The 25,678-nt window shown below is 53.0% G+C and carries 24 protein-coding genes and 1 tRNA gene; 11 read left to right on the forward strand and 14 right to left on the reverse strand.

Annotation, left to right across the window (positions count from 1 at the left end):
- Positions 1 to 97: 97 nt before the first annotated feature.
- Complete coding sequence (nth, locus tag HCZ99_RS03610; protein WP_167445963.1) at positions 98 to 739, forward strand: endonuclease III; 642 nt, start codon at positions 98 to 100, stop codon at positions 737 to 739.
- A gap of 72 nt (positions 740 to 811) precedes the next feature.
- On the opposite strand, the gene HCZ99_RS03615 is transcribed toward nth, so the two are convergent.
- Positions 812 to 2,014, reverse strand: coding sequence for a penicillin-binding protein activator (locus HCZ99_RS03615; RefSeq protein WP_167445476.1), 1,203 nt, complete (start codon positions 2,012 to 2,014; stop codon positions 812 to 814).
- 68 nt (positions 2,015 to 2,082) lie between these two features.
- Here HCZ99_RS03615 and rsmI point away from each other — a divergent pair, with 68 nt between their 5' ends.
- Together rsmI and HCZ99_RS03625 are read left to right on the forward strand one after the other, a co-directional pair.
- Positions 2,083 to 3,117 (forward strand): 16S rRNA (cytidine(1402)-2'-O)-methyltransferase, encoded by a 1,035-nt coding sequence (gene rsmI, locus HCZ99_RS03620; protein WP_167445477.1) that lies wholly within the window; start codon positions 2,083 to 2,085, stop codon positions 3,115 to 3,117.
- A gap of 3 nt (positions 3,118 to 3,120) precedes the next feature.
- The gene (locus HCZ99_RS03625) at positions 3,121 to 3,513 is read left to right on the forward strand and encodes a YraN family protein (protein ID WP_167445478.1); all 393 of its coding nucleotides are present in this window, start codon (positions 3,121 to 3,123) and stop codon (positions 3,511 to 3,513) included.
- Here HCZ99_RS03625 and HCZ99_RS03630 read toward each other — a convergent pair whose 3' ends face one another.
- Positions 3,514 to 3,921: a DUF2000 family protein gene (locus HCZ99_RS03630; RefSeq protein WP_167445479.1), complete on the reverse strand. Its 408-nt coding sequence runs from the start codon at positions 3,919 to 3,921 to the stop codon at positions 3,514 to 3,516. It lies immediately after the preceding gene.
- Between the two features lie 32 nt (positions 3,922 to 3,953).
- Between HCZ99_RS03630 and HCZ99_RS03635 the strand changes: the two genes are divergently transcribed.
- From HCZ99_RS03635 to HCZ99_RS03660, 6 genes are all read left to right on the forward strand, one after another.
- Entirely contained in the window at positions 3,954 to 4,817 is an 864-nt protein-coding gene (locus HCZ99_RS03635; protein ID WP_167445480.1) for a helix-turn-helix domain-containing protein, read from the forward strand.
- A gap of 256 nt (positions 4,818 to 5,073) precedes the next feature.
- Entirely contained in the window at positions 5,074 to 5,604 is a 531-nt protein-coding gene (locus HCZ99_RS03640) for a BON domain-containing protein (protein WP_254869413.1), read from the forward strand.
- Entirely contained in the window at positions 5,582 to 6,667 is a 1,086-nt protein-coding gene (locus tag HCZ99_RS03645) for a SirB1 family protein (RefSeq protein WP_254869414.1), read from the forward strand. Before HCZ99_RS03640 ends, HCZ99_RS03645 begins: the two co-directional genes overlap by 23 nt.
- Before the next feature lie 695 nt (positions 6,668 to 7,362).
- Positions 7,363 to 8,352 (forward strand): adenosine kinase, encoded by a 990-nt coding sequence (locus HCZ99_RS03650; RefSeq protein ID WP_167445482.1) that lies wholly within the window; start codon positions 7,363 to 7,365, stop codon positions 8,350 to 8,352.
- A 446-nt stretch (positions 8,353 to 8,798) separates the two neighbouring features.
- Entirely contained in the window at positions 8,799 to 10,619 is a 1,821-nt protein-coding gene (gene typA / locus HCZ99_RS03655) for a translational GTPase TypA (protein ID WP_167445483.1), read from the forward strand.
- A gap of 228 nt (positions 10,620 to 10,847) precedes the next feature.
- Positions 10,848 to 12,416, forward strand: a complete 1,569-nt coding sequence (locus HCZ99_RS03660; protein ID WP_167445484.1) for an AmpG family muropeptide MFS transporter — start codon at positions 10,848 to 10,850, stop codon at positions 12,414 to 12,416.
- A gap of 204 nt (positions 12,417 to 12,620) precedes the next feature.
- Here HCZ99_RS03660 and ptsN read toward each other — a convergent pair whose 3' ends face one another.
- The 8 genes from ptsN to HCZ99_RS03700 form a co-directional block, all read right to left on the reverse strand.
- Positions 12,621 to 13,085: a PTS IIA-like nitrogen regulatory protein PtsN gene (ptsN, locus tag HCZ99_RS03665; RefSeq protein WP_028791622.1), complete on the reverse strand. Its 465-nt coding sequence runs from the start codon at positions 13,083 to 13,085 to the stop codon at positions 12,621 to 12,623.
- A 38-nt stretch (positions 13,086 to 13,123) separates the two neighbouring features.
- Positions 13,124 to 13,720: a ribosome hibernation-promoting factor, HPF/YfiA family gene (gene hpf / locus HCZ99_RS03670; protein WP_167445485.1), complete on the reverse strand. Its 597-nt coding sequence runs from the start codon at positions 13,718 to 13,720 to the stop codon at positions 13,124 to 13,126.
- A gap of 163 nt (positions 13,721 to 13,883) precedes the next feature.
- Positions 13,884 to 15,473 carry an RNA polymerase factor sigma-54 gene (gene rpoN, locus HCZ99_RS03675; protein WP_167445486.1) on the reverse strand — a complete coding sequence of 530 codons (1,590 nt, stop codon included), beginning with the start codon at positions 15,471 to 15,473 and terminating at the stop codon, positions 13,884 to 13,886.
- 43 nt (positions 15,474 to 15,516) lie between these two features.
- On the reverse strand, positions 15,517 to 16,329 hold the full coding sequence (lptB, locus tag HCZ99_RS03680) for an LPS export ABC transporter ATP-binding protein (RefSeq protein ID WP_175581376.1): 813 nt from the start codon (positions 16,327 to 16,329) through the stop codon (positions 15,517 to 15,519).
- A gap of 50 nt (positions 16,330 to 16,379) precedes the next feature.
- Positions 16,380 to 17,246, reverse strand: a complete 867-nt coding sequence (locus HCZ99_RS03685) for an LptA/OstA family protein (protein ID WP_167445487.1) — start codon at positions 17,244 to 17,246, stop codon at positions 16,380 to 16,382.
- The gene (gene lptC, locus HCZ99_RS03690) at positions 17,243 to 17,950 is read right to left on the reverse strand and encodes an LPS export ABC transporter periplasmic protein LptC (RefSeq protein WP_167445488.1); all 708 of its coding nucleotides are present in this window, start codon (positions 17,948 to 17,950) and stop codon (positions 17,243 to 17,245) included. Before lptC ends, HCZ99_RS03685 begins: the two co-directional genes overlap by 4 nt.
- Before the next feature lie 2 nt (positions 17,951 to 17,952).
- The gene (locus HCZ99_RS03695) at positions 17,953 to 18,993 is read right to left on the reverse strand and encodes a KpsF/GutQ family sugar-phosphate isomerase (protein WP_167445489.1); all 1,041 of its coding nucleotides are present in this window, start codon (positions 18,991 to 18,993) and stop codon (positions 17,953 to 17,955) included.
- Between the two features lie 211 nt (positions 18,994 to 19,204).
- On the reverse strand, positions 19,205 to 19,816 hold the full coding sequence (locus HCZ99_RS03700; RefSeq protein ID WP_167445490.1) for a ribonuclease D: 612 nt from the start codon (positions 19,814 to 19,816) through the stop codon (positions 19,205 to 19,207).
- A gap of 183 nt (positions 19,817 to 19,999) precedes the next feature.
- Between HCZ99_RS03700 and HCZ99_RS03705 the strand changes: the two genes are divergently transcribed.
- The gene (locus HCZ99_RS03705; protein WP_167445491.1) at positions 20,000 to 20,980 is read left to right on the forward strand and encodes a hypothetical protein; all 981 of its coding nucleotides are present in this window, start codon (positions 20,000 to 20,002) and stop codon (positions 20,978 to 20,980) included.
- 201 nt (positions 20,981 to 21,181) lie between these two features.
- On the opposite strand, the gene HCZ99_RS03710 is transcribed toward HCZ99_RS03705, so the two are convergent.
- The 4 genes from HCZ99_RS03710 to rph form a co-directional block, all read right to left on the reverse strand.
- A tRNA-Leu gene (locus HCZ99_RS03710) sits at positions 21,182 to 21,268 on the reverse strand.
- A 190-nt stretch (positions 21,269 to 21,458) separates the two neighbouring features.
- The gene (gene hemW / locus HCZ99_RS03715; protein WP_167445966.1) at positions 21,459 to 22,640 is read right to left on the reverse strand and encodes a radical SAM family heme chaperone HemW; all 1,182 of its coding nucleotides are present in this window, start codon (positions 22,638 to 22,640) and stop codon (positions 21,459 to 21,461) included.
- Positions 22,641 to 22,821: 181 nt separating this feature from the next.
- Positions 22,822 to 23,418 carry an RdgB/HAM1 family non-canonical purine NTP pyrophosphatase gene (gene rdgB, locus HCZ99_RS03720; RefSeq protein ID WP_167445492.1) on the reverse strand — a complete coding sequence of 199 codons (597 nt, stop codon included), beginning with the start codon at positions 23,416 to 23,418 and terminating at the stop codon, positions 22,822 to 22,824.
- Between the two features lie 178 nt (positions 23,419 to 23,596).
- Complete coding sequence (gene rph, locus HCZ99_RS03725; protein ID WP_022732873.1) at positions 23,597 to 24,313, reverse strand: ribonuclease PH; 717 nt, start codon at positions 24,311 to 24,313, stop codon at positions 23,597 to 23,599.
- Positions 24,314 to 24,617: 304 nt separating this feature from the next.
- Between rph and hrcA the strand changes: the two genes are divergently transcribed.
- Positions 24,618 to 25,676, forward strand: a complete 1,059-nt coding sequence (gene hrcA, locus HCZ99_RS03730; protein WP_167445493.1) for a heat-inducible transcriptional repressor HrcA — start codon at positions 24,618 to 24,620, stop codon at positions 25,674 to 25,676.
- The last annotated feature ends 2 nt before the right edge of the window (positions 25,677 to 25,678 follow it).

Here is a 25,678-nt window from a genome sequence, read left to right on the forward strand (position 1 = left end):
GAAATCGGATCACGCAACCGACATAAAACCAAAACGCCATTCCACAATCGACCGCAAAATGCGGCACCAAGAAAGAGTTTCCCGCATGGCCCGCCCGATGAGCAAAGCCGCAATCGAAGAATTTTTCCAGCGTATGTCCGATGCCGATCCCGAACCCCAGGGCGAATTGGATTACACCAATCCCTATACATTGCTGGTCGCCGTGGCCCTATCGGCACAGGCAACCGATATCGGGGTCAATAAGGCGACCAAAAAGCTGTTTGAAATCGTCGCAACCCCGCAAGACATGCTTGATCTCGGCGAAGAGGCCCTGATCAGTCACATCAAAACCATCGGTCTCTATCGCGGCAAGGCCAAGAACGTGATGGCAGCGGCCAAAATTCTGGTCGAAAAGCACAATGGCATCGTCCCCAACGACCAAGACGCCCTCGAAGAACTTCCTGGTGTCGGGCGTAAAACCGCCAATGTGGTGCGCAACATCGCATGGGGTGAACACACCATGGCGGTCGACACCCATATTTTCCGCGTCGGCAATCGCACCGGCATGGCCAATGGCAAAACGGTTCTCGCCGTCGAAAAGGGTCTGATGAAAAAGGTCCCGACCCGCTTTATGAACCATGCCCATCATTGGCTGATCCTGCACGGACGTTACATCTGCAAGGCGCGCAAACCACGTTGCGGCGACTGCATTGTCAATGATCTGTGCAACTTCAAAGACAAAACGCCCACCGAGGCATAACCCGGCAGGCGTTTTGAAACCGACCATCAGCCCGGATGTCGATCCGGGCGATGTCTTTATATTATCCGTGCATCAGAAAACCTGATCAAAGCTTTCAGGTGCCGGGGCGACTTCTTTTGCCCCGCCCGGTGCCACTTTCATGATGGCATAACCCCGTTCTGAACGACCATCTTGGGTCAGTCGGAACACACCATCAACCCCAACAAAACCGGTTGAGTTGGTCAAAGCTGCTTCGGATATTTCTTTGCCATCGCGCGACAGCAACGCCGCCAATGCGGCACTGTCATAGGCAATGCTTGCAATGCGTGGCGGCTGGCTGCCAAAGGTGCGCTCAAACCGGTTGGCAAATGATTCCCAATTGCCCGGGTTCGGGGCCGCATAGATACCGCCCTTCAATGCCGGTTCGGAAAACAGTGCCGGGTCATTCCAGCCAAATGTGCCGATAAACTGCACGACTGATGAATCAACGTCGTAATACGCCAACATTGCGGACACCTGACGCAAATCGCCACCCGTTGTTGGCAAGATCAGCGCATCAAAACCACTGTCCGGGCCGGAATTATATCGGGCAAAGCTTTTAATGGTTTGCTGCAAATTTTCAGACCCGGGCTGATAAAATGCAACCCGACCCATCGTGCCCCCAACGCGCGAGACAATGCTGTCTAAGGATGCTGAAATCTGGCGACCATAATCATTTTGCGGCAACAATGCTGCAAAACGATACTTGCCCTGGCTGGTGGCATAACCAACGGCACGCGCGATCTGATCTTCGGGGATCAGGCCATTAACCCACACCCCGTTTTCCGCAACGCGGCGGTTATTGGAAAATGACACCACCGGCACATTGGCCGCTTTTGCGATTTCGCTGGCACCGCTAACCGATTCGGAAAACAGCGGACCCAAAATCATTTTGGCACCGGCATCAATTGCCTTGCGCGCAGCATTCTGACCACCTTGATAGGTGCCTTCGGTATCAACCGGCATCAAGATGAAATCATCTGCGGCAATATCAAACATTGCCAATTCAGCCGCATGGCGCATCGCGCGGCCAAGGGCGGCATTCTGCCCCGACAGCGGCAGCAACAACGCGACACGTTTTTCCGACGACGCGGCTGCATCGTTGAAAAGTGTCGGAATTTCTTCGCCGACCCCTTCGGGCAAGGCAGCATCGTTCGTCCACGGATTGGCATCCGGGATCAATCCCTGATCTGGCGCACGTGTTGCATCTGCATTGGGGCCATTGGCGGTTTCCACCGGCGCCCCGTCTCGTTGCATGCCAAAGATGTCCGTGATACTCGTGGTCGAACTACATGCGGCAAGCCCTATAGAGAGGACAAACACAGATGCCGTCCGGCACACGACACGGCACAAAGCCGAATCCCGACCAAAATTCTTTAACGCCTGAAAACGCGGCGCCTGATTTTGCCCCGGATGACGTTTCGGAGAATCCACTCTCACCTCCCGATAACTCGTTTCGCACGCAGGTTAATGCGGGCGACCGATCAAGTAAACACGATGAAAGCCTTTTACCACTTTCATCTGGTCTTTATCTTGTTGCTACTCCAATCGGAAATTTGGGCGATATTACGTTCAGAGCACTCGATATGCTCAAACGGGCCGATATTATTTTGTGCGAAGACACCCGAACATCGGGAAAATTGCTGTCGCGGTATGGCGTAAAAACCAAACGCATCGCCTATCACGAACATAACGCCGCCAAGATGCGCCCGGAAATTATGGACCGTCTTTCCAAGGGTCAGGGACTTGCCCTGATTTCCGATGCCGGCACCCCGTTGATCAATGATCCGGGCTATAAACTTGTCCAAGATTGCAAAGCCGAGGGATATAACGTCACCGCTGCCCCCGGCGCGGCGTCCCCGATTGTGGCTTTGATCCTGTCGGGTTTGCCCAGCGATCATTTCTTTTATGCGGGCTTTTTGCCGCCCAAAACCATGGCGCGCAAAAAGGAACTGGCGCGGTTCGCACCGATTCCCGGCAGCCTGATTTTCCTTGAAAGCCCCAAACGCCTTGCGGCCAGCTTGGCCGATATGGCCGAAATGCTGGGCGGATCACGCGACGCCGCCGTCGCGCGCGAATTGACCAAGATGTTTGAAGAAGTCCGCAACGGCACATTGGATGAATTGGCCGCCCATTACGACGAACAAGGTGCACCCAAGGGCGAAATCGTTGTCATTGTTGGCCCGGCCGATGAATCTGGTAATGAACCAAGCCCCGAAGACATCGACGCCCGCCTGTCAGAGCTTATTCAAACCCACCGCACCAAGGACGCCGCCGATATCCTTGCCAAGGAAACCGGACTTAAAAAACGCGACCTTTATAACCGTGCGTTGGAGCTTGCCAAACCTACAGGCGACTAAGCCATGGCCCCCTCATCGCGCCAACAAACACCCGATGCCAAGGCAAAACGCAAACAGGCCGAAAAGGCCGGGCGTCGGGCGGAATGGCTGTGCACGGTTTGGCTGCGGTTAAAGGGATACCGCATTCTTGAATGCCGCCATCAAAGTCGGGTTGGCGAAATTGATATCATCGCCAAACGCGGAAAGATGATGGCGGCGATTGAGGTAAAAAACCGTGCCCGCCTTGATGACGCGCTTTTGGCGATCCGCCCGCAACAGCAACAGCGCATTGCGCGCGCCCTTCACGCCTATGCCGCAAAAACCGGACATGATGGGGACTTGCGGCTTGATCTGATGGCGGTTGGCCAATTTGGCCGCATCTGGCATTTCGAAAATGCGTGGCAGGCCAAATCCTGATCAGGGATGCATTTTTGCACCTTTGGTAATTTTATCGACAATGCGTTTTTCGGCATGGATGCCAATCCCGACAAATTTGGCATCATCCGGGGCAAGTTTGGCGAAAACCTCGCGATTGGCGGCATCATGGCCGGTCTCGAACATTTCTTCGATATAGGCCGATACACAAATCCCACGGTTTAGGGTGCGTTGATGGATTTTTTCCATGGTCGCGGCATCGGCCGCTAAAACGATTGCTGGTTGGCGTGACAGCCGATTGTACATATTATTCTTCGCGTCGACATAAGGCTCACCGATAATATCGGGGGTCTGCGCAACGATGCCGCTCATCAAAAAGGCCGTCACATTAAGGGACTGCCACCCCTGAAGATCATTGCGCAAAACCAGCGCGACCTTGGTATCAAACATATGTTTTCTCCATCCGGTTCGGGTATCAGGTGATGACAAAAGCAATAGAACAGGAAACCGACCCCGGTATTGAACGTTTGTGCAAAAAGCACGAAAGATTCATTTCGGCCCCGCCAACACCGGGGATCGAACGGATGGAAGCGCAGTTTTTTGGCAATATGTTTGCCCCGCACCGGCACGATACCTATGCGCTGGGCATCACCATGCACGGGGTTCAGACATTTAATTATCGCGGTGAATATCGCGCCAGCAATCCGGGCAATGTCATCATCCTGCATCCTGATGAACTTCATGATGGCGGTGCGGGAACAGATGACGGGCTGCAATATCGCATGCTTTATCTTGAACCGGCCCTTTTGCGGCGAGGCCTTGATCATGATCACGCATCCCTTCCCTTCATCGGCGATCCGGTCATCCATGACCCGATCCTTTGGTCGACACTGGCATCTGTTTTGGGCGAACTCGATCGCGATGTGGATCCACTGTTGTGTGATCAATTCATAAGCGACATCGCCCAGCGCCTGTCACAACATGCAAAGGCACCGCTGAAACAACCGCGTTTCAATGCCGCACAACGTATGGATCAGGTGCGTGAATTTCTTGCCGCGCATTTTGATCGGCCGGTGCAGTCAGATGAACTTGAACAGGTAGCAGGCATGGATCGTTATCGCCTGATCCGTCATTTTCGCGCCCGTTTTGGCACAACGCCGTATCGCTACCTGATTATGCGTCGCCTGCAAAAGGCCCGCGCCCTGATGGTTTTGGGGCAACCGTTGGCCGGGGTTGCTGCGGACACCGGGTTTTCTGATCAAAGCCATCTGAACCGTCATTTCCGGCAGACATATGGTGTCACACCCGGTCGGTGGCTTTCGCTGACCCGGCAAGACGATCGGTGAATTTCGACCGTTGGAAATAAAATAGCAATTTCGGGATAAAACCACCGCGATTTTAAAACTCCTTAACCCCATGCGGTCATAATCGGCATCAAGATTTGGGGAATTGGGACGAGACATCAAAATAATGACGTCATTTTCTGCCGCTTTTTGGCAGTTCATACAGAGCGCCTGGCATCATCTTTTCGCAGAACCATGCCACCGCAGGATCGCCCTCATTGCTTTGATTTGCCTTGTTCCGTTATCGGGATGCACATCAATGGCGGTTGGCGGGGCCGCAACCGCGGGTGTGGCCGCCTTTCAGGAACGCGGGTTCCAAGGTGCTGTCAGCGACACCGCCATCACGGCTGAGATTTGGCAAAAGTTTCTGGCAAAAGACGAAAAGCTGTTCCTCAATATCGAAATTGAAGTTGTCGAAGGCGAAGTTCTACTGGCAGGTGAAGTCAAAACCTATCAAGACGAGCTTGAAGCGGTTAAGCTGACCTGGCAGGTTGATGGCGTAAAGCGTGTGCTGAATGAAATCGATGTTGGCGAAGGCACATCCTTTATGGATAGTGCCAGTGATCTTTTGATCACCACCCGGCTGAAAGCCGCCCTGATGTTCGATACCGATGTTTTTGCGATCAATTACAGCATCGAGACCGTAAAGGGGACGGTACATCTGATGGGCATTGCCCAAGATGACGCCGAGCGAAAGCGGGTCATCGCACATGCCCGCGAAACCAGCTATGTCAGACGCGTGGTCAGCCATATTCGCCTGAAAAATGATGCAACCCGGCAAGGAACCTGATCCCATTACCAATATGCGCAACATCATTGACCCGACCGACCCGGATCGCCGATGGCTTGTCGATTATGGCAACGGCCAAAAGCCTGACGCCACGCCAGCAGAAGCGGCATTGCGCTTTGCGCGTCTGAACGATCCAGACAGCGCGCGCGATATTGCACCATATATGACGCGGCTTGATGCCTTGGCTGAACAAGTCCATGACGAACTGGCCCATCGGCTTGCGCGCGGTTCAGATGACAGCGACATTTCAAATAATACGAACGATCATGAAACGATGAGCATCGCCGATATGCTGGCAGAGGCCACAATCGATGATGTCGTATCCACGCTGCAATCTGTCATCCCGGGCAAAAATGGCTTTCAGGGGGATGCGGAAAACTATGACGATATGGAAAATGCCGACCTGATGAAGGTCATGGATCGCAAGCGCGGCCTGCCGGTCGCCTTGGCGATGCTTTATATCCATGTTGCACGGCGCTGCGACATTGCCATCACCGGCATTGATTTCCCCGGGCACTTCCTGCTGCGCGTTCAGGTCAATGGTCAACGCCGCATGATTGATCCGTTCCATGGATGCATTACGCTGCGCCCGGCCGAGCTGCGCGAATTGTTAAAGTCGTTTAGCGGCCTCGATGCGGAGCTTGAACCGCGCCATTATCGGGAATCTTCCGATAATGCTATTTTATTACGATTACAAAACAACCTAAAGGTTCGCGCCCTTCGCGCCGGTGAACTGGCCTATGCGACCCGTATTATCGAACATAGTCTTTTGATTGCGCCGGACCATGAAGGCCTTTGGCATCAGCTTGGCGCGCTTTATGCCCGCCTTGATCAGGACCACAAGGCACTTGGTGCCTTTGAACAGTTTGTTGGCCTGTGCAAAGACCCGCTTCATCGCACCAGAATAGAAGCCGTCATCGAAGAATTACGCGATCGGCTTGGCCTTGCCGATAGTGCGGATGATGTCGCCCCTGCCAAAGCAAAAACCATTGCCGCAGACCCTCATGATGGGGCGAACCACGCGCCTGAGGACAATGCACCAATCCCGCTTTTTCCGATTTAGTCCCGGCAAACCACCCCCCAAATCACTCTGATATCCGCTGTCCGATCGCCTTTTGGCCCGAAAAGTTTGGGTTGCTGTCGCAGGTAGGCATATTGTGCCAAAATCGCTAAATTAAGCATTTTGGGTTATATAATTAACTCTATACTGCCAAATATACACCTAACTTAATATCTCTATTTCAAGACAAACCAGTTTGTCCGTTGTTTCAAGAAATCCGAACACCGGCCTAAATCGACATCAAAATCAGTAAAAATGATTTATTTGCGTGTTTTTGACCCAAAATCACCACCAAACGTGGCCAGCGGCCCCACTTGTCCATAACAGGCCCCTAATTTTCGAAAATCGGCAGTTTTCTGGGACTTCTGATTCCACATGCTTGGCCAGAATGAATTAATTTTCCGGATTGATGGATGTTTGAACCGGCTGCTTGAGAATCTGACATCGAAACGAATAGAAAAAACTTCGTATGTAGTTTTTTGATCGCTTAACGAGAGGTTAAACGAACGGGCACGAAACGGTCGCAACACTTGCACCAATAATTGCAATCCCTATACTCCCGCCAACGCGCAAACGACCCCTATATATAAAGACGTCCGGTTCGACCGTTTATCGTATCGGCCCATCGGGCAGCAGGCTTTGACAGGTCTGCCGTTAATCCCACATCCTAAACCGAAAAAATCGCAGGAATAACTTACATGCACGACACCAAAGTCGACGTCGTCGGTATCGGAAACGCCATTGTTGATGTCCTTGCCAATTGCAAGGAAGAAGACCTGGAACGGTTGAACCTGGTTAAAAACGCCATGACCCTGATCGACGCAGATGCGGCCGACAGTCTCTATGAGCAAATGGGACCTGGTATTGAAATGTCTGGCGGTTCTGCGGGCAACACCATGGCTGGCATCGCTGCCCTTGGCGGCAAAGGGGCCTATATCGGTAAAATCCGTGATGACCAGCTCGGTCAGGTCTTTAGCCACGACATTCGCGCGATTGGCGTGCAGTTTAACTCCACCCCGGCCACCGAAGGCTCCCCAACCGCACGCTGCCTGATTTTTGTGACCCCGGATGGCCACCGCACCATGAACACGTTCTTGGGTGCCTGCACGGAACTGGGTCCGGACGATATCGACGAAGATCTGATCAAATCGGCAAAGCTGACCTATTTGGAAGGCTATCTGTGGGATCGCCCAGAAGCCAAGGAAGCCTTTGTAAAGGCCGCCAAAGTTGCCCATGACGCTGGCCGTCAGGTCTCGATTAGCCTGTCAGACTCTTTCTGTGTGGATCGTCACCGCGAATCGTTCCGCGATCTGGTCCACAATCATATCGACGTGTTGTTCGCCAACGAAGACGAAATCAAGTCGCTCTATGAAGTCGAAACCTTTGAAGAAGCCCTTGCCGAAGTGCGCAAGCACTGCAAGGTCGCGGCCCTTACCCGCAGTGAAAAAGGTGCCGTGATCGTTTCGGATTCGGAACTATATGAAATCAGCGCCGAGCCAGTCGCCCGCGTGGTCGATACCACAGGTGCCGGCGATTTGTTCGCATCTGGCTTCTTGTATGGCTACACACAGGGTCATGACCTTGCGACATGTGGTCAGCTTGGTGCGATTTGCGCAGGCGAAGTGATCTCGCACATGGGCGCACGCCCGGTTGCCGACCTCAAAGAACTGGCCGTAAAGGCAATCTAATCCCACCTTGGGTCTGATTTCTGATCCTCCAAGGCAGGTCTGAAAAGATTTAACAGGACGGCAATATTTGATTGTCGTCCTGTTTTGCTTGGAAAAATAGCGCGGCTTACCGGGCTTTGCACTGCACACAAGCATTGACTTTATACAAACTTTAGCGCAAACACCCCGGATTGCAGAAAAATCAACCCCGCATGGCGTGCACGAGGCTGGTCATTCGCCTCCACATTGGCTATGACAGGGCAACTTCGAGCCAACCTGCAATTTGTCATTGGGCCAGTAAACATTCAGCACGTGCAGTACTGCGCATATCGCGCGGGTTTGACCTTGCCGACCGAATAGACCCGGTCTTGTGGCGGCTGAATATCTACTGGCCTTGAAACTTTTACTGACCGATGCGCAAGGGATACATCCCGGCGCGCGGCATTTTTATTCTGGAGTCCGCGCCAATGAACTTGCGCAATATCGCCATCATCGCTCACGTTGACCATGGCAAAACCACCCTCGTCGATGCGATGTTCCGTCAGTCTGGCGTCTATCGTGACAACCAGCGCGTTGATGAACGCGCAATGGACAGCAACGATCTCGAACGCGAACGCGGCATTACCATTATGGCAAAGCCGACCGCTATTCAGTGGGGCGAAACCCGTATCAACATCGTTGATACCCCGGGCCACGCCGATTTCGGCGGCGAAGTTGAACGTATCCTGTCCATGGTTGACGGTGTTGTTCTGTTGGTTGACTCGGCCGAAGGCCCGATGCCACAGACCAAATTCGTTTTGGGTAAAGCCCTGAAACTCGGTCTGAAGCCAATCGTCATCATCAACAAAATTGACCGTCCTGACGAACGCGCCGAGGAAGTTCTCGACGAAATCTTCGATCTGTTCGTATCGCTTGAAGCAAGCGAAGAACAGCTCGACTTCCCGACCCTTTATGCATCGGGTCGTGATGGCTGGGCAGCCCTTGCCCCAGAAGGTCCGAAAGAAAATCTGACCCCGCTGATGGATCTGATTTTGGACTACGTCCCGGCACCAAAAGCCGACGTTGACGCACCGTTCGCAATGATTGCGACCATGCTGCATGCAGATAACTTCCTTGGTCGTATCCTGACCGGTCGTGTCGCGCAGGGCCGTGCGAAACTCAACATGCCGGTTAAAGTTCTGCGTGGCGATGGCACGGTTGAAACCGGCCGTCTGTCGAAACTGATGGGCTTCCGCGGTCTCGACCGTGTCCCACAGGAAGAAGCAGAAGCTGGTGACATCATCGCGATTGCTGGCCTGACCAACGCAACCGTTGCCGACACCATCTGCTCGACCGAAATCACCGCTGCGATTTCAAGCCAGCCGATCGATCCGCCGACGCTTGCAATGACCTTCTCGGTCAACAACTCGCCGCTCGCAGGTCAAGAAGGTGACAAAGTTACCTCGCGTATGATCCGTGCCCGTCTTGAGCGCGAAGCCGAAGGCAACATCGCGATTAAAATCGGTGAAACCGCCGATAAAGACGCATTTGAAGTTGCCGGTCGTGGCGAACTTCAGCTGGGCGTTTTGATCGAAACCATGCGCCGCGAAGGTTACGAGCTTTCGATCTCGCGTCCGCGCGTTCTGATCCAGGAAATCGACGGCGTCATGTCTGAGCCGTTCGAAGAAGTTCAGGTCGACGTTGACGAAGAGTTTGCGGGTGCCGTTGTTGAGAAAATGAGCCTGCGTAAAGCCGAAATGACCGACATGCGGTCTTCCGGTGGTGGCAAGACCCGTATCATCTTCCACGCGCCGTCGCGTGGCCTGATCGGCTATCACGGTGAATTCCTGACCGATACCCGTGGTACCGGCGTTATGAACCGTGTGTTCCATTCTTATGGCCCGGTCAAAGGTGCGATTGCTGGTCGTCGTAACGGCGTTCTGATTTCAAACGATCAGGGCGATGCTGTCGCCTATGCGCTTTGGGGTCTTGAAGATCGTGGTTCGATGTTCATTAACCCGGGTGACCGCGTTTACGAAGGCATGGTCATTGGCGAACATAACCGCAGCAACGATCTTGAGGTTAACATCCTCAAAGGTAAAAAACTGACCAACGTTCGTGCATCGGGCAAGGATGACGCAATCACCCTGACCCCGCCGCGCCGCATGTCCCTGGAAGAGGCCCTTGCCTACATCCAGAACGACGAGCTGGTCGAAGTAACGCCTTCAAGCATTCGTATCCGTAAGCTGCACCTTGATCCGAACGTGCGCAAACGCGAAAGCCGTAAATCAGAATCCGAAACTGTCTAATTGTTTCGATTTCGAATTAAAAAAGGCCGGTCCATTTGGATCGGCCTTTTTTGCGTTTAAGCCCAAGACGTTAACGACCGATGCGTCAGCCCGAACCCGCCCACCAATCCGCACAAATTGCCCCACACCCGACAGCAATCTTAATCCTGCACCAAAGCACGATTTCGGCTTTCCTTAACCAGTTATCGCCTACCTTGTCGGCACAGGGTCCTCGAACAGGGAAAAGTGATGCAGAGCGCCGAAAAAAGAAGCTGGAGCGAGGCATTTGCCGCCTTCATCCATCCACGTGTGATCACTATGCTGTTTATGGGCCTGTCTGCAGGCATTCCCATTCTTTTGATTTTCTCGACCCTGTCGATTTGGCTGCGCGAAGCGGGCGTGGATCGCTCCACCGTGACCTATTTTAGCTGGGCCGCCCTTGGCTATTCGTTCAAATTCGTCTGGGCGCCGCTGATTGACCGGCTACCCTTTCCGGTCTTGCACGGCCTGCTGGGACGTCGGCGCAGCTGGCTGATCGTTGCGCAAAGCTGCATCATTGGTGCCATTCTTTGGATGGGGCTAACCGATCCGTCGCAAAACCTGACCATGATGGCGTTTGCCGCTGTTGCGCTTGGCTTTGCATCTGCCACCCAGGATATTGTGATTGATGCCTATCGCATTGAGGCCGCGGATACCGACCTTCAGGCGATGATGAGTTCGGCCTATATCGCAGGCTATCGCATCGGCATGATCGTTGCTGGTGCCGGCGCACTGACCATTGCCGGGCTGTTTGAGGCCGAGGGCACCTACCAACCCTATGCCTGGACGATGGCCTATGCCTGCATGGCGCTTGCGATGGGGGTTGGGGTGATCACCACCCTTTTGATCCGCGAACCCGAAGTTAACCGCACCGACAGCAAGTATTTCCATAAAACGTCGGACTATGCGCGCTTTCTGGCAATGTTTGCCGTCACCGTCATCGCCTTTATCGTCGCCAATCTTTATGTCGGTGATCTGACCGACCCGCTTAAAAAGATCCTGCGGAACGCAGGTATGATTTCCGAACTGGCCAGCTTTATCGCAGGCGCGCTGAAACTGGCCATTTCAATTGCCATCGCCATTGGGGTCGCATGGCTGACAACCCGGTTTGGCTTGACCCCGACAGGCATGGTGCGTGAAACCTATATCTCCCCCGTAAAGGACTTTATCGACCGTTATGGCAAGGCTGCGATCATTGTCTTAACCCTAATTGGGGTTTATCGCATTGCCGACATTGTCATGGGTGTCATGGCAAATGTGTTTTACACCGACCTTGGATTTTCCAAGGAAGAAATCGCCGCGGTCTCAAAAACCTTTGGTCTGTTCATGACCATCACCGGCAGTTTCATGGGTGGGGTTCTGTCGGTACGGTTTGGGGTTGTCCGCATCTTGTTTCTTGGCGCGCTGTTATCGGCGATTACCAACATCCTGTTTGCGATCATGGCCCATCTTGGCGCCAACACCGTCATGTTTGCCGTGGTGATCATGGCCGATAACCTTTCGGGTGGTTTGGCAACCGCGGCCTTCATTGCTTATCTGTCGGGACTGACCAATATTTCCTTCACGGCAATGCAATACGCGATCTTCAGTTCGATCATGACCCTGTTTCCCAAAATCCTTGCCGGGTTCTCGGGCACCGCGGTCGATGCGGTTGGATATAGCTGGTTCTTTATCGGAACCGCCCTGATTGGCATTCCCGTACTTTATCTTGTGGTGTTGGCTGCACGCTTGACCGATGTCGAAAACCCATCGCCGAAATCCGCTGACGCAGATGCCTAGTCAGCCGGGTTCGTGCGCCTCACTGCGATCATACCGACGGGCAGCACAGCTTACGTCAACGCATTCCCACCAGTTGGAACATGCACTTACCGCTTAAGCCTAAAACAAAACCGGACGCCTTAAACGGGCGTCCGGTTTTTCAAATTCTGCGCTTTTATATCTGTGTCTGATCTTACGGGGGCTACCCGACGCTTACTGACCCTTTCAGGCGGCCTGTTCGGCTTCGTCCTGTGTCAGCAAAGCATAGATCGCATCGGCGGAACCTGCGCCGCGCAGTTTGTCACACATGCCCTGATTACGCAGCAGGCGCGAAATGCGTGCCAGCGCTTTCAGATGATCGGCACCAGCTTCTTCGGGCGCAATCAACATGCAGAACAAATCGACCGGATGTTCATCCACCGCGTCGAACTCAATCGGGTTCTGAGCACGGGCAAAAACCATATACAGTCGATCAAGGTCATTCAGCTTGCCATGCGGAATTGCGACACCGCCGCCAACACCTGTGCTGCCAAGCTTTTCACGATCAAGCAGGACAGAAAAAATCTCGCTTGCGTCGCGTCCGGTAACTTCGGCTGCTTTTTCGGCAAGTTCCTCAAGCACAGCTTTTTTCGCACCGGACCGCAGTGCCGGAATGACCCCGGACGGGGTAAGAATAGATGATATGTCCATTTTTCGCGTTGCGTTGTTTGGCTCAGAATCTGTGTCCGTCACGCTGCACCGGCATCTTTATCAGATGGATCAAGCCAACCGATATTTCCGTCGGTGCGACGGTACACAACATTCAATCCGCCATGTTTGCCATTCCGGAACATAAGTGCCGGAATGTCCCCCAAATCGAGCCGCATGACAGCTTCCCCAACGGAAAGCGTATCAATACGATCGGGCGTCTCGGCAACAATCACTGGTTCGTAGCCATTTACATGATTGTCATCCGAATGATCATCGTCTTCTTGCGCGATCACATAGTGGACCGCATCAAGGCGTGCCTGCTCATGTTGGTCCCGGTTGGCGTGATGATCACGCAAGCGCCGTTTGTAGCGCCGCAACTGCTTGGCCACCTTGTCACAAGCCGAGTCAAAGGCAGGATAAATTTCATCCGCCGATGCCTTGGCCTGTACCAACATGCCCTTACCGACATGGACCGAAATTTGCGTGTGATAGAGATGCGCCTGTTTGGTGAGTGTCACCGTGGCTTCGATCGCATGATCGAAATATTTCTCTACCGCAGGGTCCAACGTCTCGACGACGTGCTCGCGAAGAGCATCACCAACGTCAAGTTGCTTACCGATAACCGTAATTTGCATGGATCGCCTATCCCTCTTTGAGTGACTTCCCAGTACATATGGATGCTTGGGGCCCCTCAGTCAGGAGGCCGCACCATATTCCCTCGTCATTGCCAAGTCAAGATATGGGTATTCTACCTTATATTACAGCACCTTAGGGCGCTTTATTGGGGTAAAAAAATTGCTATTGAGCACGTGACTTCTTTTCGCGGCGGCGCTGCACCGAAGAAGAAATGCGCATTGCTTCACGGTATTTTGCCACCGTTCGCCGTGCAATGTCGATCCCTTCCTTTTGCAGCAGCTCAACCAGCTTATCATCTGACAAAATCTTTTTCGGATCTTCCATATCAATCAATGACTTAATCCGATGACGGACAGATTCAGAAGAATATGAATCCCCCCCGACCGACGATGAAATTGCCGTGGTAAAGAAGTATTTCAGCTCAAACATGCCGCGCGGCGTGGACATGAATTTACCATTGGTCACACGCGAAACCGTACTTTCGTGCATCCCGATGGCTTCGGCGATGTCACGCAGGATCAAGGGCCGCAAATGCGATACCCCATGGGTAAAGAACCCGTCCTGCTGGCGGACAATCTCGGTTGAGACCTTCATGATGGTGGTCGCACGCTGATGCAGCGCCTTGACCAGCCAATTCGCGGTTTGCAGCTTTTCCGTCATAAAGCTGCGTTCTTCGCGGTCACGCAAACCTGATCCGATTTCCGCGACATATTCTTCGTTCACCAAAACGCGTGGAAGTGCGTCGGTATTCAGTTCCAAATGCCAATTGCCGTTGCCCGCCGCGCGCATCAAAACATCTGGGATCACCGGGGTTGCGACCTCGCCATCGGCTGTCCGACCCGGGCGCGGATCAAGTGTTTTGATCTCGGCAATCATGTCGTGCAAATCGTCGGCATCAACACCACAAATCCGGCGCAACCGATCAAATTCGCGCTTGGCCAGCAATTCCAAATTGGCCAACAAGGCGGCCATCGCCGGATCAAACCGGTTTAAATCGCGCAATTGCAGTTCAAGACATTCGGCCAGATCGCGGGCAAAGATCCCGACCGGATCAAACCCCTGCATGACCGACAGGACCTGCTTCACATCTGACAATTCGCATTCAAGCGACGAAGAAACCTCGTCCAGCGCCCCGCTGATATAGCCATTCTCATCAAGCATATCGATCAGATAGCTGCCAATCATCCGTGACCGGGCATCGGCAAAGGCAATATTCAGCTGATCATCAAGGGATTGGCGCAGGGTTGCTTCGTCGGCCAGCGTCTGTTCAAGACTGGGCAGTTCATCCCCACCAGGCCCAGCAGAACCCGAACCACCGCCACCACCCGAAGCCCCGCCACTATAGGACTCGGAATAGTCGTGGTTGCCGGGCAAGGGTGCGCCATTTTGCGAAATTTCGCCTTCGCCGTCATACAGCGCATCGCTGGCAACGTCCAGCGGACTATCCCCCGCCCCCATGGTTTCACTGGCGGTCAGGCGGTCTGTGCCAAACTGGTCATCGCGGTCGGTAAAATTATCGCTGGTACGCTGATCAAGGCCTTCATCGCCATTGCCCACTGCGCCGTCCCCGGCTTCGGCATATGTTTGCCCCGGGTCCGCACGCTCTAGCAGCGGATTTTCCAGCAGCTCACTGTCAATGAAGTTGGAAAGTTCAATATTGTTGAATTGCAACAGCTTAATCGCCTGCTGCAATTGCGGCGTCATGACAAGAGACTGAGACTGGCGAAGATCAAGCCGCGCCTTCAGGGCCATTTATGCACTACCCCGTGTCAATCCGATTCTCCCCAAGAAATGGTCAAAGGCTGAAACGATCGCCCAGATAAACCCTTCGAACGTCATCATTTCTAACGATTTCGTCGGGACCACCTTCCATCAAAACCCGGCCATCATGCAAGATATATGCCCGGTCAATGATGTCGAGAGTCTCGCGCACATTGTGGTCAGTAATCAAGACCCCAATGCCACGATCTTTCAGATGCCGCACAAGATCACGGATATCGCCCACGGCAATCGGGTCAATCCCGGCCAATGGTTCGTCAAGCAGAACAAAGTTCGGATGGGCTGCCAAGGCGCGCGCAATCTCGCAACGGCGGCGTTCGCCACCCGAAAGCGCAAGTGCTGGCGTGCGGCGCAAATGCTCGATGGCAAATTCCGCCAAAAGGTCTTCAAGGTTCTGTTCGCGTTTGATGCGGTCATCTTCGACCACCTCAAGCACGGACATGATATTTTGCTCAACCGTCATGCCGCGGAAAATCGACGCTTCCTGGGGCAAATAGCCAATCCCAAGGCGCGCGCGTTGATACATCGGCATTGATGTAATGTCGCGCCCATCAAGCGATATGGTCCCGCGATCAGATCCGATCAAACCGGTAATGATGTAAAAACTGGTCGTCTTGCCTGCACCGTTTGGCCCCAAAAGACCAACTGCTTCACCACGCTGCACCGACATCGACACATCTTTAAGAACCGGGCGCTTCTTGAAACTTTTGCCAAGATTGTGCGCCACCAGTCCCTTATTCGCCGTGACCAGACGCGGTCCACCTTCTACAGAAGATGCCGCTTGTCCGATTGCTGTGTCGGATTTTACGCCTTTGCGCGACCAGAACAAATTACCGACCTTTCTTCAATTACCTTCCCGGCGACTGCCAGGCTGTCTTTTTAATCTTTTTCTGGGATCAGAAGGCCCCGGACACGGCTTTTACCGCCCCCATCGCCATTGGTTGTCAAACGACTGATCCCGGTATTGAGGTCAACGACCGCACGATCACCATTCAGCTGGTTTTCCCCGCGCGTGATCTTAACCGATCCAATCAAGGTAGCGATACCTGTTTTCGCATCATAAACCCCTTGATTGCCAACGACAAAGTCTGTGGGGGTGCGGATTGTCACATTGCCGTCGCCGTCAATGCGGCGCAATTCATTGGTGCCACCTTTGCCCGCCTCGAACCGCGCGGTCAGGGTATCGCCGCGCAATGTCCGATTGCCGGCAACAGCAACCGCATCACCGCGTGCCACCGCAATGCGGTCCGTTTCCCAATATTCAAGGCTTTCTTGCGCCGTCAGGGTTTCTTTCGGGGTTTTGTATTTCAAATCATTCCCGGTCAAAACCACAACTGCCTTATCAATATCATAGACCGCCTTATCGCCGGTCGCGACATCGGTATCAGATGATAATGTGACATTGCCGGTTGCAACGATGCGGTAAATCTCGCTATTGCCATCGCGGTCGCGATACAGCGCACGCAGCTCATCGGCATCAATCCGAGACGTTCCGCGCTTGGCCACCGCATTGCCGTTCGCAATCAGGACTTGCTCGTTTCGGCGCCATTCGATGCCGTTATCGGCCTCAACCTCAAGCCCGCCGCCATTGCCTTGCGCCAAGCCAAGCGGGCTTGCATTGGCGTCCCCCACGAACGCGGTCTGCATCAAGGCCCCAGCCCCAACAAGAGCACTGCCCAAAAGAACTGTCGCCAAAAAGCGCCCTGCGGCTGCCTGTGTGCGGGCCAAACGCGCCGTTGCGATCATGACTTCCCTTTCAATGCGCTATCGAAAATCACCATTTTGGCATTCCCCAAAAAACGGATCACTTTGCCTTTGTTTTCAAGCTCAAAGCCTGAATCCGAATTGATCGTGCCAAACGGTCCCTGCCCATCGACGGGTACCGATCCCCTGGCATTGCCTTCATTCATTTCGACTTCGGCTTTCTGGGTGTGAAGTTCGAAACCGTTATCGTGATACATATTCACCGCCCCGACCAAGTCAAGCAAACCGTCGGTTTCGGTATAGAACCCTTCATTGGCCGTCAGCGCGATCCACGACCCATCCTTAAGCGTCATGTCCGCTTGGGGCGCATCAAGATACACATGATCGTCATGTCCGTCCTCGGCCTTGCTTTCGACGGCTTCCTGCGCGGTAACCGTAAAAGGCTGACGATTGCCATCAACCCCGAAAAAGCGCGGATTGGACATCGCGACATTTTCCATCAAATCCTCTGGGGATGTGGAAAATCCAACGCGGAAACCGCTTTCCTGCACTTCTTCGATTTGGGGCCACAAAACCACAAGCGCCATCAACGTCATGGCGATCAACGGCAAAACGAATTTCAACGACCGTACAATGATCCGACGAAACGGGCTGATAGACACATTGCGCCGCCCGGACGGCATCCGATCGCGACTGCGTGCATCACGCGCTGCTTTTTCATCCAGTTTCGCCTGATCTTCGGTCATGCTTAGGCAACCCCCGACCGCAAAAGATCATGGATATGAACCAAGCCAACCGGCACACCAGCCTCATCCAAAACAAACAACGCGGTGATGCTGCGATCATTCATAATCGCAAGGGCCTCAACCGCCAGCGCCATTTCGCTGGTTACTTTCGGACCGACGGTCATGACATTGGCAACCGTCATCGCCACCAAGTCATCGGCCATATGGCGACGCAAATCACCATCGGTAACGATCCCAACCAATTCGCCCTGATCACCCAACACCCCAACACAGCCAAACGAATGGCTGGTCATGGTGACAAGCGCCTCTGACATCAGCGCGTCTTTGGCGATCAGCGGCAGGCTTTCGACGGGATGCATAACATCACGAACATGCAGCAATCGCTGACCCAACTTGCCACCGGGGTGGAACGTCCGAAAATCTTCGGCCGAAAAGCCGCGACGCTCCATCAAGGTCACGGCCAACGCATCCGCCAGTGCAAGCATCGCCGTGGTCGAGGTTGTTGGGGCTTGTTTGTTCGGGCAGGCTTCCGGACTGGCTGGCAGAACCAGCGGGCAATCGCTTTGCGCGGCAAGCGAGCTTTGCGGTTTGCGCGTCATGCCAATCAACGGCACGTTAAAGCGCCGGGTAAAGGCGATAATATCGGAAAGTTCGGGGGTTTCACCGGAATTGGACAAGGCCAAAACCCCGTCATCCTTGCCAATCATGCCAAGGTCGCCATGGCTTGCTTCGGCCGGATGCACAAAGAATGATGGCGTCCCGGTAGAGGCAAAAGTCGCCGCAATTTTCTTGGCGATATGTCCGCTTTTGCCCATACCCGTGATCACAAGACGGCCTTTCAGCCCCTCAATCAGGTCAATCGCCGCACAAAAAGCCCCATCAAGCGATTCTGCCAACTCGCGCAAAGCCGTTGCTTCGATCTCAAGCACCCGGCGCGCGACCGCAAGATCGGCCTTTGAGGCCGGCGCAGCACGATATCCGGAAGTCTGATGGCTGTTCTCGGTATTGGACTGTTGGGTCTTGGCGTGTTGGGTCACTGTCATCTGTTTCTTTTTGCGTTTCCTGCCCCGAACGTGGGCCGCGTCGCACCTGCTAGGACGGTTAGGCGCATTGACACATATAATCGGTCAATTTGCCAAAACTATGAACCCGGCATTGGTGGGGGTCAATTATCTTGCACATCCCACCTTTGCAGTTCGTTAACCCGGTGTCTTTGGCCCAGATCAGACAGGTTCAAAAAAAGACTGGCAAAAACTAGTGGGCAAAAATATCGGTTTCGTCCCAACCGGCAAGATCCAAGGTCGCACGTGTCGGCAGGAAGTCGAAACAAGCCTGCGCAAGTGCGGTCCGACCTTCGCGGGCCAAACGACGATCCAGCTCTTCTTTGGCTTTATGCAGGTACAAAACGTCCGACGCTGCATAATCAATCTGTTCTTTGGAAAGCTCAGCAGCGCCCCAATCAGAACTTTGCTGCTGTTTGGAAATCTCGACCCCGACCAATTCACGCAACAGGTCTTTCAGACCGTGACGGTCGGTATAGGTGCGGATCAGCTTGGAGGCAATTTTGGTGCAATAGACCGGTGCACAACGCACACCAAGATATTTGTCCATCACCGCAATGTCGAAACGCCCAAAGTGAAACAGCTTCAGAACGCTTTCATCCGCCAGAAGCTTTTTTAGGTTCGGCGCGCTGTAATCTTCCCCATCAAACTTGACCAGATGGGCATTGCCATCCCCGCTGGACAATTGCACGACGCATAAACGGTCGCGGTGCGGGTTAAGCCCCATGGTTTCACTGTCAATGGCGACAACCTTACCAAGGTCAAGGTCACCCGGCAGATCGCCGAGATGGAGGAAATTGGTCATTACGATGCTCCAGAAGGTCAGGATTTTCCTGTTCTTAACACAGCAAACTGCGCATCGCATCGCAAAAGTCGCACGCACTGAGGAAGGTCCGCTTATCAACAGCATTAAGAAAGTGACTAGCCACCAATTTCAATTTAAGATTGCCCTACACTCGACACATACCATTACACAGGTCCTTGTATTATGAGTATCAAAAAACCTTCTACAAATGCGTCCACAGCCTTTAAAACTATTGGATTTCTATGTTTGTTATTAGTAGCTGGAAATCTTATTCTCCTGTGTACTTGGTTTGATGTAATCATTGAACAAAGATACAACTTTTACATATCTTTTTTTGCTTCATCCTTAGAAAGTCTAGTCTTCTTTATATTCATTGGATTGGCATTGGCAATATACAGCTTTAGAAGACCGGAGTCTGAGTTACTCGAAAACAGAATTTGGTACTTATACTCTAGCGAGCATGCTACGGATGAATCACTACAATACAATAAAAATCAAATAAAGAAACTTGCCGCATTTTGTAAATCCGCAACCGGAAAAATCACAATTACTGACTATGATGCGTCAATGAATGCATACCGTATCGAAGTCGAAAAGCGATACACACTGCAAAACATGTTTAAAGACCGAGATTACGAAGACGTGATAGATATCTCAATCTCACCAGACTCGATCGAGAGTGATCAATTAGAAATGAATTTAGGTGGTGTGCAGAGCAAAGTCATGGGGGAGATACACCTATTTCAAACCACGGTCATTGGTGAAGCACCTGTTAAGCACAATGAAAAAGTCATAAAGATAACTGATCAAGACTATAAAACTAAAATAGGCATTAGAATTCCTGCAAACGGAACAACTGAATATGAGTTTAATTACTGGATGTGGTGCCTTGTAGGAGAGCCAAATGTAACACAAGTTCTTAGATACACCGAGACTTTAAAGACCACTATTGTTAACCACTGGGATGGAAAAGCGGTGATTAGCCTAAAAGGTCAGGAGGGTCCTGTACAATCCTTGGAACATAATGCTCAGTTAGATCTCGAAGAACGGAAAAAGTTCACACCAGCAGATAACTTGACATTTTGGTGGAGAGATCCAAATACAATAGCTCAGCCATCAGATGACAGTTCGCCAACCAAATCCGAAAGTTCAGTTGCAAATTAGTAACTAAAATGGTTTAGATTATTGGCAGGATCAATAAAGGAGGTAGCCATGACTTACATAAGCGGCGACCAAAGCGGATAAAAACAATCACTTAGCCCAAAAAAAAGGCCCCGCAAAATTTTGTGGGGCCTTTTTCGATTCTAAACATCGGCTAGTGCCCAAAACGACAATACCCCAGCACATTTGAAATGTGCTGGGGTATGGTGCCCAGGAGAAGACTCGAACTTCCACGACCTTGCGGCCACTGGCACCTGAAGCCAGCGCGTCTACCAATTCCGCCACCTGGGCATAGGGGCATCTGGTTTGTTCGGCGGGATCCGCCGGAACGGGGCGGAATATACGCGGTCAGCTTGAAGTGTCAACCACCTTTTTGATGGTTTGATGAAACTAAATCACGTCAGATGTGTATGTGTTTGGCCAATGCCGGAAACATCCGGGTTTTCTTGGGATTTTGGCGTTTTTATCAGGCCACCTCGCCTTACGCCGAATGGTCGAACAAGTATCCCAGCACCCCATTCAAACGGTTGCGTCCCTGATCGGTGGTACGCAGGCCCGAAGAATCACAGATCAAATCCCCTGACCCAATCAGGGTTTCAAGCCGATCCGCATCCAAAACATCCCGTGGGCCTTTGCCGATGATTCGGTTAAAGCGCGCCGTCGGGATCGTTTCATTGAGGCGCAAGCCCATCATCACCATTTCAAGCAGGCGTTCATTAGCGTCCAGCACCGTTTCTTCCTGCGTGCCCGTGCCATGCTTTTCCACCCGGTCCAGCCAGATATCAGGTGCACGGTGGCGGCGGACCGCCGTTGGCACGGTACTGCCATCAGACTGAATTACCGCTTCGCGGCCATGTGCCCCCGGCCCAATGCCGAGATAATCGCCATAGCGCCAATAGACCAGATTATGGCGGCTTTCCTGCCCCGGTTTGGCATGGTTAGACACCTCGTAGCAGCCATAACCCGCTGCCTGGGTTTCTTCCTGGGTGATTTCATAAAGCTCGGTCGCAAGGTCTTCATCCGGTACCACCAACTCACCACGCTGATGCAGGGTATAGAACTGCGTGCCCGGCTCGATCGTTAGCTGATAAAGCGAGATATGCCCATTGGCGATGGCAAGCCCTTCGCGAAGTTCCTTACGCCATGCTTTGGGATCATGTTCCGGGCGGGCATAGATCAAATCAAAGGAAAACCGATCAAACACCGATGTTGCCACGTCCAAGGCGCGCATGGCTTCTTCGGCACTGTGAAGGCGGCCCAAAAACTTCAAATCACGGTCATTCAGCGCCTGAATGCCAATCGAGACACGGTTAATGCCATTAGCGGCAAAGGCTGAAAACCGGTTGATCTCAACCGTTCCCGGATTGGCTTCCAGCGTGATTTCAATATCATCCGTCACATTCCAAAACGATTTGATGTCCGCGATCAGTGCGCCGGCTGTTTCCGGATCCATAAGCGATGGCGTTCCCCCGCCAAAAAATACTGATCCAACCGTCCGCCCCGGATGGCGCGCAGCCCCCGCCGCCAGCTCTGCGCGCAAGGCCGCACGCCAACGAGCATGATCAACGCTGTTGGCAACATGGCTGTTGAAATCGCAATACGGGCATTTCGACAAGCAAAACGGCCAATGGATATAAATGCCAAACGGCACGTCTTCGGCCATGGTTGCGGAAACTTGGGAGCCGGACACTTGGGAGCTGGACACTTGGGGTGCAGACACGTGGTACTCGTTTCAAAAGCGAATGGAATGGCCTTAAACTAACACGCACCGCCGATCATAACATCAGCGATGCGTGCATAGGTTCCGTGCAAGCCATCAAGCCAATCAAGATAGCCAAACGTGCTTATTCAAAGCAGGCCTTGACCAATTGGGCGAAGGCATCGGCGCGGTGGCTCATTTCATGTTTTTTGGCCGGATCCATTTCGCCAAAGGTTTCGTCGTATCCTTTGGGCTGGAAAATCGGGTCATAGCCAAATCCATGGCGGCCACGCTTGGGCCATACAATCTCGCCTTCAAGGCGGCCTTCGAAATTCTCAACATGGCCATCGGGCCACGCCAGCGAAAGCGCACATACAAACGATGCACGGCGATCGGGATGGTTGCCAATCCCGTTCTGGACCTTTTCCATCGCCATGTCGAAATCCTTGTCCGGGCCAGCCCAGCGGGCAGAATAAATGCCCGGTGCCCCATCAAGGGCGGATACGGCAAGACCGCTATCATCGGCCAAGGCCGGTAAATTTGCCCCCTTGGCCGCCGCCGTGGATTTTAGCTGCGCATTGCCAATAAAGGTCTTTTCGGTTTCTTCGGGTTCGGGAAGATTAAGGTCACCAGCCGAAAGAACTTCAATCCCAAACGGGGCCAAAAGCGCACCGATTTCCTTGATTTTGCCTTTGTTATGACTGGCGATCACCAGTTTTTTTTCCGTAAAACGACGGGCCATGTTCCTGCCTGAAGATTTTCAAAAAGAGTTAGATCAAAATAAGGTTCTTGAGATTCGATCCATGCTGAGCCGAAAATGGTTGGTCGCGAGAACCGAAGCGCAGCGTACTTAAGTACGTGAGCATCGGAATCGCAGCGCCCCGCCATTTGCAGGCCAGCATGGGACGAATATCTGAGCCTTATAGGCCGAGTGCTTCACGCTGTTTTGCAAACAGCTCCTTGCAGCCTTTTTCCGCCAGCGCAAACATCTGATCATAGGCAGCACGATCAAACGGCACGTCTTCGGCAGTGGCCTGAACTTCAACAATGCCGCCATTTCCGGCCAGTACAAAGTTGGCATCGGCGCCGGCATTGCTGTCTTCGGCGTAATCAAGGTCAAGAACGGCATTCCCGTTATAAATCCCGCACGAAATGGCCGCGACCGGCTGGGTCAGTGGGATTTCCTTAATCAGGCCGAGGCGACGCACGCCCTGAAACGCCAGATGGGCCGCAACATAAGCACCGGTGATCGATGCGGTACGCGTGCCGCCATCTGCCTGGATAACATCACAATCCAGACGCATCTGCATTTCGCCCATGGCCTTCATATCGGTCACAGCACGGATCGAACGACCAATCAGTCGCTGAATTTCTTGGGTTCGGCCTGACTGACCACCGCGGGCCGCTTCACGGTTCATACGGCTATCGGTGGCACGCGGCAGCATGCCGTATTCTGCGGTGATCCAGCCCTTGCCAGAATTGCGCATCCAACCGGGTACTTTATCCTCGACCGTTGCTGTGCAAATGACGTGGGTGTCACCGAATTTGATCATGCAAGACCCTTCGGCATATTTGGAAATGCCGGTTTCGATGGAAACGTCACGAAGCTGATCTTGGGTACGGCCGGATGGGCGCATGGGGGAGAACCTCTTGTTTGTCGGTATGGCGCGGGTCTTTATCAACCCGGGCGAATGATCTGAAATTTGGCCCAAAGTATGATGACACCCATCAAAGGTCCAGCAGTTTCCCTGTGATCTTCCTGTGATATATGGCGCGTTTCACATTGCGCCCCGACAGGTCTTGAACCTAACTACTTGATTGATGGTATGGTCCGCCGGGCACACACGACATCTGGTGTGATTGACGGTTTCGCTTTGCGTGACTAAATTCAGCTTAACTTTCAACGCACCTTTTTGCGCAAGACATGGTCACATATAAATTATGGCGCATTTTGACGACACACTCCTTGGTGACATGAATGTGCGGACACGCGAAGTGTTCCGCCAGATTGTTGATGCCTATGTCGAAACCGGTGAACCCATCGGGTCTCGGTCGATTGCGCGGCGCATGTCGGAAAACCTGTCGGCGGCGACCATTCGCAATGTGATGTCGGATCTTGAAGATATGGGCTTGCTGGTCGCCCCGCATATCTCGGCCGGTCGGTTGCCCAGCGAAAAGGGCCTGCGTCTTTTTGTAAATGCCTTAATGGAGGTCGGTGACCTTCCCAATGCCGAACGTGATCAACTGACCAAAAACTGCGAACAGGCTGGCTATTCGCTTGAACAGATGCTGGGCGAAGCAACCACCATGTTATCTGGTCTGTCGCGCTGTGCTGGGCTTGTTGTCGCGCCCAAAACCGACGGCATGCGCCTTAAACAGATTGAATTTGTTGGCCTTTCGCCGGGCAAGGTGCTTGCGGTTCTGGTGTCGCAGAATGGCAACGTTGAAAACCGAATCCTTGATGTTCCGGCGGATTTACCCGCCTCGGCATTGACAGAGGCCGCGAATTATCTAAATACCCGGTTGGCTGGTAAGACTCTCGACGATGCGCGCTTGCTGATCACACAAGAACGCGATCAGTTGCGTCAGGAACTTGATGACCTTTCAGCCGGATTGATTGATGCGGGCCTTGCAACATGGGCTGGCGGGGTTAAGGGATCGTCCCTGATCGTTAAGGGTCAGTCCCAGCTGTTGGAAAATATCGATACGATTGAACAGCTTGAAACCGTGCGGCGCCTGTTTAGCGTGCTTGAGGCCCGCGATCAGATGATTGAACTGCTCGATGTGACGACGGATGCCCAAGGCGTTCAGATTTTCATCGGGTCGGAGAACAAGTTGTTCGGCGGATCGGGTCTTTCGATGGTGATTTCGCCCTATCAAAATGCCGAAGGCAGTATTGTGGGCGCAATCGGGGTTGTCGGACCGACCCGGATCAATTATGCCCGGATCATTCCGCTGGTCGATTACACCGCCAAACTGGTCGGTCGACTGATTGGATAAAT

Origin of the sequence: Thalassospira lucentensis, from assembly GCF_011806425.1 — a bacterium.
Classification (GTDB): domain Bacteria; phylum Pseudomonadota; class Alphaproteobacteria; order Rhodospirillales; family Thalassospiraceae; genus Thalassospira; species Thalassospira lucentensis_B.